Raw genomic sequence first — 13314 nt, forward strand, 5'->3', positions numbered from 1 at the left:
GCGTCGGCATCCCCCTCGCGGGTGGGGCGCGACGGCGCGCGGCCGACCCTAGGCAAGGGCCCGGGCATCCGCCAGGCGCCCCGTGACGGCGGCGGCGACGGCCATTTCCGGCCCCACCAGGTGCGTTCGCCCGCCGCGTCCCTGACGGCCCTCGAAGTTCCGGTTGGAGGTGGAGGCACACCGCTCGCCCGGGGCCAGCCGGTCGGCGTTCATGGCCAGGCACATGGAGCAGCCGGGCTCGCGCCATTCGAAGCCGGCCGCGCGGAAGATGGCATCCAGGCCCTCCTCCTCGGCCTGTTCCTTCACCAGCCCCGAGCCCGGCACCACCATCGCGCTCACGCCCGGCGCGACCGAGCGACCCTCGGCCAGGGCGGCGGCGGCGCGCAGGTCCTCGATGCGGCCGTTGGTGCAGGACCCGATGAACACCCGGTCGATGGTCACGTCGGTCAGCTTCATCCCCGGCGCCAGATCCATGTAGCGCAGGGCGCGTTCCATGGACGCCCGGCGGTTGGGATCGGGCTCCAGCGCCGGATCGGGCACGGTGCCGCCGATGGGCGCCACATTCTCGGGACTGGTGCCCCAGGTGACCTGGGGCTCGATGGTCGCGGCGTCGATGGTGATCTCGATATCGAACACGGCGTCGGGATCGGTGACCAGGGTCCGCCACCAGGACACGGCGGCCTCCCAGGCGGCGCCCTTGGGGGCCATCGGCCGGCCCTTGAGATAATCGAACGTGGTGTCGTCCGGGGCGATCAGGCCGGCCCGCGCGCCGGCCTCGATGGTCATGTTGCAGACCGTCATGCGCCCTTCCATGGACAGCGCCCGGATGGCGTCGCCAGCGTACTCGATGACATAGCCGGTGCCGCCGGCCGTACCCAGGCGGCCGATGATGGCGAGCACGATGTCCTTGGCGGTCACCCCCGCCCCCACCGCCCCGTTGACGGTCACCCGCATGTTCCGGGCCGGCGCCTGGCGCAGGGTCTGGGTGGCCAGCACGTGCTCGACCTCGGAGGTGCCGATGCCGAAGGCCAGCGCCCCGAAGGCGCCGTGGGTGGAGGTGTGCGAGTCGCCGCAGACGATGGTCGCCCCCGGCAGGGTGAAGCCCTGCTCCGGCCCGACGATGTGCACGATGCCCTGGCGGATGTCGTCCATCGACAGGCAGTCGATGCCGAAATCGCGGCAGTTGTTCTCCAGGGTCCGCACCTGCAGCGCGCTTTCAGGGTCGGCGATGCCCCGGGAGCGGTCGGTGGTGGGCACGTTGTGGTCGGCCACCGCCAGGGTGGCCCGGGGCGCGCGCACCGCGCGGCCGGCCATGCGCAGGCCCTCGAACGCCTGCGGGCTGGTGACCTCGTGGACCAGGTGGCGGTCGATGTAGATCAGGCAGGTACCATCCTCCTGACGCTCGATCAGGTGGCTTGCCCAAATCTTGTCGAACAACGTGCTGGCCATGGTCCCGGGGCTCCTTGGGTCGGTGGTCTCACAAGGTATGTCATGTGGGAGACACAGATGGCACGACCCCGCGCGGGAGGCAAGCCGCGCGGGGTCGCAAGCATCACGACATGGGGCGATGCTCCCTGGGGCCCCCTGGGGCCGCCTACTCGCTCTTGGCGGCGGCGGCGGCGTCCTTGCGATCCTTGCTGACCTGACGCTCGTGCATGAGCGCCTTCTGGGTCGCGGTGCCGTCCTCGACGATGCGCGCCGAACGGCCGCGGCGGCCGCGCAGGTAGTACAGCTTGGCGCGGCGCACCTTGCCGCGGCGCACCACCTCGATGCGGTCGATGGTGGGCGCATAGAGCGGGAAGACGCGCTCCACGCCCTCGCCGAAGGAGATCTTGCGCACGGTGAAGGAGCTGTTCACGCCGGCATTGCGCCGGGCGATCACCACGCCCTCGAACACCTGAATACGGCTGCGCTGGCCCTCGACCACCTTCAGGTGGACCTTGACGGTGTCCCCGGGGGTGAATTCGGGAACGCCCCGGGCTTCCAGGAGCTTGTCGATCTGCTCTTTCTCGAGCTGCTGGATGATGTTCATGGTCTTCGTCCTTTCGCGACAATCTTGGTTGGTCTTGATTGGCGTGGTTCTTTTTCTAGATCGCCCCTGCCCCTGGAGAGTCAGGGTCAAGGGCTCCGCCGCTTCGCGGCGCCGGCGCGGTCGCGCCGGTTGGATCGTCCCAAGGTCCGGGAGCCCTCCCAACTCGGCTGCCGTCCCGGGACAGGCCCACCCTACGCTCGCTCCGTCTTGTAGCGCGCCCACAGGTCGGGCCGCCGGTTTCGGGTGATCGCCTCGGCCTGGGCAAGGCGCCACGTGGCCACCCGTTCGTGATGGCCGGACACCAGCACCTCGGGCACCGCCCGGCCGTCCCACACCGGGGGCCGGGTGTAGTGGGGGTACTCCAGGAGCCCCCGTTCGAAGCTCTCCTCGTCCAGCGACGTCGCCGCGCCCATCACCCCGGGCAGCAGCCGCACCACCGCATCCAGCATGACCAGCGCCGCCGGCTCGCCCCCCGAGAGGACGAAGTCGCCGAGGCTGACCTCCTCCAGACGCCCTTTCTCGGCCCAGGCGTCGATGACGCGCTGGTCCAGGCCCTCGTAGCGGCCGCAGACCAGGGTCACCCCCGGACCGGCGGCCCAGTCCCGGGCCATCGCCTGGTCGAACACCCGGCCACGCGGCGAGGGGTAGATCAGGCGTCGCCCCCCGGTGCCGCCGGGGGCCGGATCATGGTGGGCGGCGATGGCATCGCTCACCACGTCGGGACGCATCACCATGCCCGCCCCGCCCCCGTAGGGGCTGTCGTCCACGGTGCCGTGTCGGTCGCGGGCGAAGGCGCGGATGTCCACCGCCTCCAGGGTCCAGCGCCCGTCCGCCAGCGCCTTTCCGGCCAGGGAGTGTCCCAGCATGCCCGGAAACATGCCCGGGAACAGCGTCAGCACCACCGCCGTCCAGGGATCGGCCTCGGCGGTCGCGGCCTGTCGCTGGCCCTCAGTCATCCGTCGCCCCCTCGCCGGCCTCCGGCGGGAGCGGCTCGCCCCCCGGCGGCGACGGGTCCAGCAGCCCCGGCAGGTCGGCCACCCACAGACAGGCCCCCGGCAGGTCCACGCGGGGCACCACCGTGCGGGTGAACGGGACCATCACCGTCTGGGCAACGGTTCGCGCCTCGTCCGGCGGTTCGTCCGGCGGCCCCGCCTCGTGGGGCCGCACCTCCAGCATGTCGCCCGCGCCGAAGTCGTGCACCGCCGTGACGCGTCCGAACACCGTGTCGTCCGCGCGCCGCACCGTCAGGCCGATCAGATCGGCGTGATAGAACGTCTCCTCGTCGTCCATGGGCGGCAAGGCCGAGCGCGGCACGCACAGCGGAGTCCCCTTGAGCGCCTCGGCGGCGGTGCGATCGTCCACCCCCTCCAGCCGCGCCAGCAGCACGCCCTTCGCCTGGCCGGTCACCGTCAGGCGCCAGGTCCGAGCACCCGCCTCGTCGGAGACCGGGCCATAGGCGGCGATGTCCTCGGGCTGGCCGGTGAAGCTCTTGATGCGCACCAGGCCACGGACGCCGTGGACCCCCACGACGACCCCCAGGCGAACCCGATCGCCCATGCCCCGATCATTCATGCCAGGGTCGGTCATGCCCGCCATCCCCGCGGTCGCGCCGCGCCCGACGTCAGCCGGCCGACGCCTCGCCCTCGGCCGCCTCGGCGGCGGCGGCGGCCTTCTCGGCGGCCTCGCGCAGGCGCTCCTGGGCCTTGGCCTTGGGCTGGCTCTTCTTGGTCTGTTCGGTGCGCGGGCGCGCGTCCATCAGGCCGGCATCGGCCAGGAACTTGGCGACCCGGTCGGTCGGCTGGGCGCCAACGCCGATCCAGTAGCGCACGCGCTCCTCCTTCAGGCGCACGCGCTCCTCGTGATCGCTCGGCAGCAGGGGGTTGTAGGTCCCCAGCTTCTCGATGAAACGGCCGTCGCGCGGGGTGCGGGAGTCGGCCACCACGACGCGGTAGAACGGCCGCTTCTTGGCGCCGCCACGAGCCAGGCGAATCTTGAGGGACATGGTGTTCGGATCTCCTTGATGCGTCTTGTTGCGTGTCAGGATTGAGTGGGGTGTGGTTCGATGGACCGGATCAGCGCTTGCGGCCCTTGCCCGGGCGCTGGCCCCGCAGGTTGGCGGGCAGGCCGGCGCGTCCGGCCCCCAGGCCGGGCAATCCGGCGCCCCCCAGGCCACCGCCGAGCCCCCCGCCCAGTCCGGGCGGCAGCGCCGCCCCGTCGGCCAGGTCCGGCGGCAGGTCGCCCGAGCGGGCCATCTCGGCCAGCATCTTGGGGTCCATGTCGGGCAGACCACCGGCCCCGCCGGCTCCGCCGCCCATGAGACCCGACAAGCGGTCGGTCATGCCCTTCATGCCGCCCATCTTCTTGACCTGCTTCATCATCTGCGCCATCTGCTGGTGCTGCTTCAGAAGCTTGTTGACCTCGGGCACGGTGGTGCCGGAGCCGGCGGCGATGCGCCGCTTGCGCGACGCCTTGATGAGGTCGGGGAAACGCCGCTCACGCGGCGTCATGGACTGAATGATCGCCTCCAGCCGCTTGATCATCGTGTTGTCGATGTTGGCGGACTCGATCTGCTTCTTCATCTTGCCGATGCCCGGCATCATGCCCAGCAGACCCTTGATGTCGCCCATGCGTTGCACCTGCTGCAACTGGGTCAACATGTCCTCCAGGTCGAACTTGCCCTTGGACATCTTGCGGGCCAGGTGTTCGGCCTTGTCCATCTCGATGGACTGGGCGGCCTTCTCCACCAGGCTGACCACGTCGCCCATGCCGAGGATGCGGCCGGCGATGCGCTCGGGCTGGAAGTCCTCCAGCGCGTCCATCTTCTCGCCGGTGCCCATCAGCTTGATGGGACGGCCGGTGATGGCCCGCATGGACAGGGCCGCGCCCCCCCGGGAGTCGCCGTCCACCCGGGTCAGCACGATCCCGGTGATGCCGACGGCCTCGTGGAACTCGGTGGCCACCACCACCGCGTCCTGGCCGATCATGGCGTCGGTGACCAGCAGGGTCTCGGCCGGGCGGGTGACCTTGCGAACCTCGGCCACCTCCTGCATCAGGTCGTCGTCGATGTGCAGGCGGCCGGCGGTGTCCAGCATGACCACGTCGTAGCCGCCCTTGCGCCCCTCCTCCATGGCCCGCTTGGCGATGGCCACCGGTTTCTGCCCCATGACGATGGACAGGGTGTCGACGCCGGTCTGCTCGCCGAGGACGGCCAACTGGTGCTGGGCGGCCGGGCGTTGCACGTCCAGCGAGGCCATCAGCACCTTCTTGCGCTGGGTCCTGGTCAGGCGCAGGGCGATCTTGGCGGTGGTGGTGGTCTTGCCCGAGCCCTGCAGGCCGACCATCAGGATGGGCACCGGCGGCGTGGCGTTCAGGTCCAGGGCAAAGGGCGCGGAGGCGTCGTCATCCGCCTTGGCGTCGGCGTCGCCGGCCGAATCATCCGGGTCGGCGTCGGCGGCGCCACCGCGCCCGGCCAGCATGTCCACCAGCGCGTCGTGGACGATCTTGATGACCATCTGGCCCGGGGTGACGGACTTGATGACGTCCTGACCGACGGCGCGGGCGCGAACCGTGCCGATGAAGTCCTTGACCACGGGCAGGGCGACGTCGGCCTCCAGGAGGGCGACGCGCACCTCGCGCATGGCATCCTTGACGTCATCCTCCGACAGGCTGGCCTTGCCGCGCAGCCGTTCCAGGACGTCGCCCAGGCGACCGGAAAGCCCTTCAAACATGGTCAACCCCAATGCTCGCCCAATGCTCGGGCCACGCGGGCCCAGCCCCCCGTGCTTCATCGGTGCGGCCTGAGTCCCCGTTGTCTCGTCGTCGCCACGCAGCAACAACAAACGCGCCAGTGCGCGAACCCTCGCGGACTGACGGACCTCCGTGGAGGCGACCCGGACCCCTGGCCGATACATGACTGTCCGCCCCGGGCGTGGCCCGGATGCGAAGCAAGGTCTTGTAGGCGCCCGAACCGGCCGAGTCAACCATGCGCGCACGCATCCCCTCGGAGGATGGTGATCACCGCGCCCTTGCATGGATCTCAGGCGATCGTATGCTGGTCGGACTGGGTGTGGGAGCCAGGGTTGGGTTTACGGAGACGAAACGGACGCACCATGCCCGACCGGGATCACCCTTCCCGTCCCCCGGACACCCCACCGGACACCCCCCCGGACACCCCCTCGCGTCGCCGCTGGCGGGTTCCCCGTCTCTGGCCGGGCAGCCTGGCCGGGCAGACCCTGGTGGTGCTGCTGATCGGCCTGACGCTGTCGCATCTGGTGTCCCTGGGGCTGTACTCCATAGACCGCGCGCGTCTGCTGCAAATCCTCGGCGGGCGGGTGCTGGTCGCCCGGGTGACGGAAGCGGTCGACCGTCTGGAAACCATCGACTCGCCGCGGGAGTCCTGGATCCTGCTGCGCGCCATGAGCGATGGGCGGGTGCGCCTGCGCCTCTCGGACCGGCCCCTGGTGTCAGAGCGGACACCGGACGACGATCCCGAAACCGCCACCACCAAACGCCCCGCCATCTGCCGGTTCCTGGACCATGCGCTGCAAGAGGCGCTGGATGACGAGGACGCCGCGACTCCCCCCATGCCGGTGCACATCGACGTGGCCGATGCGGTCACCGCGCGGCCCGACGTCGAGTCCTTCCGGCGCCCCCCATGGGCCATGCGGTCCGGGCCACCGCATCCGGGAATGCACACCGCTCCCCCCGATGCCCCCCCCCCTTCTGGGGCCGACCGGTCTTGGGGTTCGCCATTCGGTCCCCCCTTCGGGGCCTGGTTCCGGTCTGACTCCCAGGACGACCGCGAGCATAGCTTCCCCCCCTGGCCCCGCTGGCATGATCGGGACGACCACGCGCCGTCCAGCCGCTTCGAACGCTGGCTGGTCCGCGATCCCCAGGACCAGATCCTCGCCGTCTCGGTGGGCTTGCGCGATGGTCGCTGGCTCAACGTCACCGCCCATGTGCCCAGACCGCAAGGCTTCTGGACGCCGGGGGCGCTGGCCTCCATCGTCCTCATGGGCGTGGTCATCCTGGGGATGTCGCTGTGGGCCGTGCGCCGCCTGACCCGGCCGCTGCGGGCGGTGGCCGACGCCGCCCGGCGCATGGGCCAGGATCCCCGCATGGATCCGCTGCCGGAAACCGGCAGCCGCGAACTGCGCGCGGTGGCCGCCGCCTTCAACGACATGCGCGAGCGTCTCACCCGTCTGGTGGACAACCGCACCCGGTTGCTGGCGGCCATCTCCCATGACCTGCGGACGCCCATCACCACCCTCAGGCTGCGCGCCGAGTTCGTGGAGGACGCCGAGGAACGCGCCCGCATGCTGGCCACCCTGGACGACATGGAGGCCATGGTGCGCGCCACCCTGGACTTCGCCCGCGACGACGCCACCGCCGAGGAAGCCCGCGCCCTGGACCTGCGGGCGCTGGTGGAGGCGCTGTGCCTCGACCTGGCGGAGACCGGCCGCGATGTGACCGTGGAGGAGCCCGTGCCGGCATCGCCGCTGGTGATGCGCGGCCGGCCCACGGCGCTGCGGCGCGCGGTCACCAATCTGGTGCAGAACGCCTGCGTCTACGGCGGCTCGGCCCGGGTGTCGGTGGAGCACCATCCGGGCCGCTGGGCGGTGGTGGTGCGCGACGACGGCCCCGGCATCCCCGAGGATCATCTTGCGCGCGTGACCGATCCGTTCTATCGCGTCGAGGGCTCACGCGCCCGCGAGACCGGCGGGATCGGCCTGGGCCTGTCCATCGTCCAGGCGGTCGCCGATGCCCACGGCGGCCGGCTGATCCTGGCGAACCGGCCCGAGGGCGGCCTGGAGGCGCGCCTGCAAGGCCCGATGGTCGAGCCTCGCCGGGGACGCCCCGCCGGCGCGACATAGGCGATCCTTGCCGCGCCGGGAGGTCACACGGGCGCGATGCTGTGCTACGGACGTCTCCTGAACGCAACCCTCCAAGGGAGACCCGAGAGACATGCTCAAGATTGGAATCGTCGGCTGCGGGGGCCGCATGGGCCGCATGCTGCTGCGCCAGACCCTGGAGACCGACGGCGTACGCCTGATCGGCGGCACCGAACGCCCCGGGAGCGCCCTGGTCGGCCAGGACCTGGGCGTGCTGGCCGGCGCCGATCCGATCGACGTCACCGTCACCGACAACCCGGCGGCCCTGTTCGCCGCCGCCGACGCGGTCATCGACTTCACGCGCCCGGAGGCCACGCTGGCCCACGCAGCCCTGGCGGCCGAGACCAACACCGTGCTGGTGATCGGCACGACCGGCCTGGAGGGCGCCGACATCGACCGCCTGCGCGACGCCGCCGGCCGCACCCGCATCGTGCAGGCCCCGAACATGAGCGCCGGCGTCAACCTGTTGTTCGCGTTGACCAGACAGGTCGCCGCCACCCTGGGCATCGCGTTCGACATCGAGATCGTCGAGCACCACCACCGCCACAAGGTGGACGCGCCCTCGGGTACCGCGCTGGGCCTGGGCCGCGCCGCCGCCGAGGGCCGGGGCGTGGACCTGGATGCGGTCTCCGACCGGGGGCGCGACGGCCATACCGGCCCGCGCGCGGACGGCCACATCGGCTTCGCGGTGCTGCGCGGCGGCGACGTGGTGGGCGACCACACGGTGGTGTTCGCCGGCCCCGGGGAGCGTCTTGAACTCACCCACAAGGCCAGCGACCGGGCCATCTACGCGCATGGCGCCTTGCGCGCGGCGCGGTGGGCGGCGGACCAGCCCAACGGCCTGTACGGCATGGCCGATGTGCTGGGGCTGGGGTAGACCCGCCAGCGGTCATGGTCCGTGGCCGTTGGGACTACCCGAACGCCGGCATGGTGGCGCCGGCCTCGCGCAGGCGGCGGGCCAGTTCGGCCCGCAAGTCGTCCAGCCCCGCTTGCGTGGCGGCCTCGCAGCGCCCCACCAGCACCGCCTGGGTGTTGGAGGCGCGCAGCAGCCACCAGCCCTTGGGCGTGGTCACGCGGACGCCGTCCACGTCGTTGATGATGGCGCCTTCCTCGACCAGACGCGCCTTGACCGCCTGGACGATGTCGAACTTCTGGTCGTCCGGACAGGGGAAGCGCAGTTCCGGTGTGTTGAGGGGATGCGGCATGATGTCGTAGCGGTCGGCCAGGGTCTCGCCCTCGGGCCAGCCGGCGATCACCCCCAGCAGGCGCACGGCCGCGTACAGCCCGTCGTCGTAGCCGTAGTAGCGATCGGCGAAAAAGATATGGCCGCTCATCTCGCCGGCCAGCGGGGCCTTCAACTCGGCCATCCTGGCCTTGATCAGGGAATGGCCGGTGCGGCCCATGACGGGCCGGCCGCCCAGGCGCTTGATCTGATCGAACAGGGACTGGCTGGCCTTGACGTCGGCGATGATGGGCGCCCCCGGGTGGGCGGCCAGCACCGGCTCGGCCAGGATGGGCAGGATATGGTCGCCCCACAGGATGCGCCCGCGCCCGTCCACCACGCCGAGACGGTCGCCGTCGCCGTCGAAGGCAATACCGAGGTCGGCGGCCTGCTCCAGCACGGTCCGCTGAAGCTGCACCAGGGTCTCGGGATCGGTGGGATCCGGGTGGTGGGCCGGAAAGGTCCCGTCGATGGCCCCGTTGAGCAGGATGTGATGACCCGGCAAGCGCCCGGCCAGCGCGGCCATCACCGCCCCGGCGGCGCCATTGCCGGCATCCCAGACCACGGTCAGGGCCCGGGTGCCGCCGTCCCAGTCCGCGCGCAGGCGCTCCACGTAGTCGGGAAACACCGGCACGTCACGCACCCGTCCCTCGCCGGTGAGGAAGGCCCCGGCGGCGGCGACCCGCCCCAGCAGCGTGATGTCCCGGCCATAGAACGGCCGCTGGGCCAGCAGCATCTTGAAGCCGTTGTGGTCCGGCGGGTTGTGCGACCCGGTAACCATGATGCCGGCCGACGCCGCCGTGTGGTTCACGGCGAAGTACAGCATGGGGGTCGGCCCCACGCCGATGCGGCGCACCTCCAGCCCGGTCGCGGCCAGCCCCTCCACCAGGGCGGCCTCCAGGTCCGGCGAACTCAGCCGCCCGTCCCGCCCGACGCAGACCGAGGTGCCGCCCGCCTTGGCCACCACGGACCCGAAGGCGCGGCCGATGGCGCGGGCGTCGTCCTCGCCGAGGGTCTCGCCGACCACCCCCCGGATATCGTATTCGCGCAGCACCGAGCGGTGGAAACGATGCCGAAGGGAGGGAGTGGTCATGGGCCGGTCGCCTTTCCTGCCGATCCGCTCAGGTGATCACGGTCGGTTCGCCGCGGCCGGTGCGGGCCTGGATGCCGGCCAGGTCGTCCGCCACCCGGATCAGGTTCGCCAGCGCCGCCTGGGTGTCCTGGTCGTGGCGGGCGGGGTCATCCTCCGGACGCTCGATATAGACCCTCAGCGTCGCCCCCTCGGTTCCGGTTCCCGACAGACGATAGACCACGCGGGCGCCGTCCTCGAACAGAATCCGCACACCCTGGCGGGCGGCGGTGGAGCCGTCCACGGGGTCGGTGTAGGCGAAGTCGTCGGCCATCCGCACCACGCGCCCGCCGTGGGTCGTGCCGGCCAGGTCGGGCAGGCGGGCGCGCAGGGTCTCCATCAGGTCCTCGGCCGCGCCCGTGTCCACGCCCTCGTAGTCGTGGCGGGTGTAGTAGACCCGCCCGCAACGCGCCCACAGGTCGCGCACCAGGTCCTCGACCGAGCGCCCGGTGGCGGCCACCAGGTTCAGCCAGAACAGCACCGCCCACAGGCCGTCCTTCTCGCGCACGTGGTCGGACCCGGTGCCGAAGCTCTCCTCGCCGCACAGGGTGGCCTTGCCGGCGTCGAGCAGGGTGCCGAAGAACTTCCAGCCGGTGGGCGTCTCGAAGCAGGGCACGCCCATCGCCCGGGCGGCGCGGTCCACCGCCTGGCTGGTGGGCATGGAGCGCGCCACCCCGGCGATGCCCCTGGCGTAGCCCGGGGCCTGGGTGGCGTTCAGGGTGAGCGTCGCCAGGCTGTCGCTGGGCGTGACGTAGAAGCGCCGGCCCAGGATCATGTTGCGGTCGCCGTCGCCGTCGCTGGCCGCGCCCAGGCCGGGGGCGTCGTCGCCGAACAGGCGCGCCACCAGGTCGTGGGCATGCACCAGATTGGGGTCCGGATGGCCGCCGCCGAAGTCTTCCAGCGGCGTCCCGTTGATCACCGTGCCGGCCGGCGCGCCCAGGCGGTTTTCCAGGATCTCGTGGGCGTAGGGGCCGTTGACGGCATGCATGGCGTCGAAGCACAGCCGGAACCCGCCCCGGATCAGCGCCCGGATGGCCTCGAAATCGAACAGCGTTTCCATCAGCGCCGCGTAGTCGGCCACGGGATTGATGACCTCGACGGCCATCGAACCGACCCGGGACGTTCCCTCGACGGACAGGTCCACCTCCGGCGCGTCGACAAGCCGGTATTCGGTGATCTCGCCGGTCCGGGCGTGGATGGCGTCGGTGATCCGCTCCGGCGCCGGGCCGCCGTTGGACGGGTTGAACTTGATGCCGAAGTCGCCGTCGGGGCCGCCCTGGTTGTGACTGGCCGACAGGATGATCCCGCCCCAGGCACCCCGGGCGCGAATCACGCAGGACGCCCCGGGCGTGGACAGCAGGCCGTCGCGGCCCACCAGCACTCGGGCGACGCCGTTGGCGGCGGCCATGCGCAGGATGGTCTGGATGGCGACGCGGTTGTAGAACCGGCCGTCCCCGCCCAGCACCAGCGTGGCGCCCGCGCCACCGGGCACGGCATCGAAGATGGCCTGGACGAAGTTTTCCAGGTAATGCGGCTGCTGGAAGACCGTCACCTTCTTGCGCAGGCCCGAGGTGCCGGGCTTCTGGCCCTCGAACGGGGTGGTGGCCACCGTGCGGATGTCGCTCATGGGGACGGTCCTCCGGGATGCGGTCTCAAGAAGATCAGGCGGCGGACGGCGTGGGGCGGCCGACGCTGGTGTAGCGGAAGCCGGCGGCCGCCATGTCGGCGGGCGTGTAGACGTTGCGCAAGTCGATCATCACCGGCGCGTTCAATGCCTCCTTGACCCGCGCCAGGTTGAGCGCGCGGAACGCGTTCCATTCGGTCAGGACCACCAGCGCGTCGGCGCCGGTCATCGCCTCGTAGGCATCGTCGCAATAGGTGATGTCCGGCAGCAGCGCGCGGGCCTCGTCCATACCCTCGGGGTCGAAGGCACGCACCGTGGCGCCGGCCTCCAGCAGGGCCGGAACAATGTCCAGGCTGGGGGAATCGCGCATGTCGTCGGTGTTCGGCTTGAAGGTCAGGCCCAGGATGGCGATGGTCTTGCCGGCCACCGACCCCTCGCAGGCGGCGATGATCTTGTCGGCCATGGCCCGCTTGCGGCGGGCGTTGATGTCCACGACGGTCTCGACGATCCGCAACGGGCTGCCGGTGTCGCGCGCCGTGGTGACCAGGGCCAGGGTGTCCTTGGGAAAACAGGAGCCGCCGTAGCCCGGTCCCGGATGCAGGAACTTCCGGCCGATGCGTCCGTCCAGGCCGATCCCCCGCGCCACGTCGTGCACGTCGGCGCCGACATGCTCGCACAGGTCGGCGATCTCGTTGATGAAGGTGATCTTGGTGGCCAGGAAGGTGTTGGCGGCGTACTTGGTGAGTTCCGAGGTTTCCAGGGAGGTGAACAGGATCGGCGTCTCGATCAGGTACAGCACCCGGTAGAGCTGGCGCATCACCTGCTGGGCGCGCTCGCTCTCGGTGCCGATCACCACCCGGTCCGGGCGCATGAAGTCGTTGATGGCCGACCCCTCGCGCAGGAACTCGGGATTGGACACCATGTCGAAGTCGGCGTCCGGGCGCGTCTCGCGAATGATGCGCTCCACCGCGCGGCCGGTGCCCACCGGCACCGTCGACTTGGTGACCACCACCGTGTAGCCGTTCATGGCGGCGGCGATCTCGCGGGCGGCATCGTAGACGTAGGTCAGGTCGGCGTGCCCGTCGCCGCGCCGGCTGGGCGTGCCCACGGCGATGAACACCGCGTCGGACCGGGCCACGGCGGCGGCCAGATCGGTGGTGAACGACAGCCGCCCGGCGGCCACGTTGCTGGTCACCAGGGCGTCCAGGCCGGGTTCGAAGATGGGAATCTCGCCCTGGTTCAGGCGGTCGATCTTGGCGGCGTCCTTATCGACACAGATCACCTCGACGCCGAATTCCGAGAAGCAGGTGCCGGACACCAGACCCACATAGCCGGTGCCGATCATGGAAATGCGCATGACGGACAGACGTCCTCCGTTGCCAGACAGGAAACCACCCGACGGCCGTCCCCGGTGCG

General features: G+C 71.1%; 11 protein-coding genes. 2 read left to right on the forward strand and 9 right to left on the reverse strand.

What is annotated here, in order from left to right:
* Positions 1-48: 48 nt before the first annotated feature.
* The 6 genes from leuC to ffh all read right to left on the reverse strand — a co-directional run bounded on the left by leuC (position 49) and on the right by ffh (position 5760).
* Positions 49-1449, reverse strand: a complete 1401-nt coding sequence (gene leuC / locus GGD89_RS05895; RefSeq protein WP_184043198.1) for a 3-isopropylmalate dehydratase large subunit — start codon at positions 1447-1449, stop codon at positions 49-51.
* Positions 1450-1594: 145 nt separating this feature from the next.
* On the reverse strand, positions 1595-2032 hold the full coding sequence (gene rplS / locus GGD89_RS05900) for a 50S ribosomal protein L19 (protein WP_184043199.1): 438 nt from the start codon (positions 2030-2032) through the stop codon (positions 1595-1597).
* 191 nt (positions 2033-2223) lie between these two features.
* Positions 2224-2988 (reverse strand): tRNA (guanosine(37)-N1)-methyltransferase TrmD, encoded by a 765-nt coding sequence (trmD, locus tag GGD89_RS05905; RefSeq protein WP_184043200.1) that lies wholly within the window; start codon positions 2986-2988, stop codon positions 2224-2226.
* Positions 2981-3619, reverse strand: coding sequence for a ribosome maturation factor RimM (gene rimM, locus GGD89_RS05910; protein ID WP_184043201.1), 639 nt, complete (start codon positions 3617-3619; stop codon positions 2981-2983). Before rimM ends, trmD begins: the two co-directional genes overlap by 8 nt.
* 34 nt (positions 3620-3653) lie before the next feature.
* Positions 3654-4034: a 30S ribosomal protein S16 gene (rpsP, locus tag GGD89_RS05915; protein WP_184043202.1), complete on the reverse strand. Its 381-nt coding sequence runs from the start codon at positions 4032-4034 to the stop codon at positions 3654-3656.
* 70 nt (positions 4035-4104) lie between these two features.
* Positions 4105-5760, reverse strand: a complete 1656-nt coding sequence (gene ffh / locus GGD89_RS05920) for a signal recognition particle protein (RefSeq protein ID WP_184043203.1) — start codon at positions 5758-5760, stop codon at positions 4105-4107.
* Positions 5761-6141: 381 nt separating this feature from the next.
* Here ffh and GGD89_RS05925 point away from each other — a divergent pair, with 381 nt between their 5' ends.
* Positions 6142-7905, forward strand: a complete 1764-nt coding sequence (locus GGD89_RS05925) for an ATP-binding protein (protein WP_184043204.1) — start codon at positions 6142-6144, stop codon at positions 7903-7905.
* 91 nt (positions 7906-7996) lie between these two features.
* Complete coding sequence (gene dapB, locus GGD89_RS05930) at positions 7997-8800, forward strand: 4-hydroxy-tetrahydrodipicolinate reductase (RefSeq protein WP_184043205.1); 804 nt, start codon at positions 7997-7999, stop codon at positions 8798-8800.
* Between the two features lie 34 nt (positions 8801-8834).
* On the opposite strand, the gene pgmG is transcribed toward dapB, so the two are convergent.
* From pgmG to GGD89_RS05945, 3 genes are read right to left on the reverse strand one after another with little or no spacing between them, the layout of a single operon-like run.
* Complete coding sequence (gene pgmG, locus GGD89_RS05935; protein WP_184043206.1) at positions 8835-10238, reverse strand: phosphoglucomutase/phosphomannomutase PgmG; 1404 nt, start codon at positions 10236-10238, stop codon at positions 8835-8837.
* A gap of 28 nt (positions 10239-10266) precedes the next feature.
* Complete coding sequence (locus tag GGD89_RS05940; protein ID WP_184043207.1) at positions 10267-11901, reverse strand: alpha-D-glucose phosphate-specific phosphoglucomutase; 1635 nt, start codon at positions 11899-11901, stop codon at positions 10267-10269.
* Between the two features lie 34 nt (positions 11902-11935).
* Positions 11936-13255 (reverse strand): UDP-glucose dehydrogenase family protein, encoded by a 1320-nt coding sequence (locus GGD89_RS05945; protein ID WP_184043208.1) that lies wholly within the window; start codon positions 13253-13255, stop codon positions 11936-11938.
* Positions 13256-13314: the final 59 nt, after the last annotated feature.

Source organism: Roseospira visakhapatnamensis (genome assembly GCF_014197915.1).
Classification (GTDB): Bacteria; Pseudomonadota; Alphaproteobacteria; order Rhodospirillales; family Rhodospirillaceae; genus Rhodospira; species Rhodospira visakhapatnamensis.

Coding starts and splice junctions, on each gene's coding strand:
- leuC (WP_184043198.1), bottom strand. CDS start 1,449: ATGGCCAGCACGTTGTTCGACAAGATTTGGGCAAGCCACCTGATCGAG.
- rplS (WP_184043199.1), bottom strand. CDS start 2,032: ATGAACATCATCCAGCAGCTCGAGAAAGAGCAGATCGACAAGCTCCTG.
- trmD (WP_184043200.1), bottom strand. CDS start 2,988: ATGACTGAGGGCCAGCGACAGGCCGCGACCGCCGAGGCCGATCCCTGG.
- rimM (WP_184043201.1), bottom strand. CDS start 3,619: ATGACCGACCCTGGCATGAATGATCGGGGCATGGGCGATCGGGTTCGC.
- rpsP (WP_184043202.1), bottom strand. CDS start 4,034: ATGTCCCTCAAGATTCGCCTGGCTCGTGGCGGCGCCAAGAAGCGGCCG.
- ffh (WP_184043203.1), bottom strand. CDS start 5,760: ATGTTTGAAGGGCTTTCCGGTCGCCTGGGCGACGTCCTGGAACGGCTG.
- GGD89_RS05925 (WP_184043204.1), top strand. CDS start 6,142: ATGCCCGACCGGGATCACCCTTCCCGTCCCCCGGACACCCCACCGGAC.
- dapB (WP_184043205.1), top strand. CDS start 7,997: ATGCTCAAGATTGGAATCGTCGGCTGCGGGGGCCGCATGGGCCGCATG.
- pgmG (WP_184043206.1), bottom strand. CDS start 10,238: ATGACCACTCCCTCCCTTCGGCATCGTTTCCACCGCTCGGTGCTGCGC.
- GGD89_RS05940 (WP_184043207.1), bottom strand. CDS start 11,901: ATGAGCGACATCCGCACGGTGGCCACCACCCCGTTCGAGGGCCAGAAG.
- GGD89_RS05945 (WP_184043208.1), bottom strand. CDS start 13,255: ATGCGCATTTCCATGATCGGCACCGGCTATGTGGGTCTGGTGTCCGGC.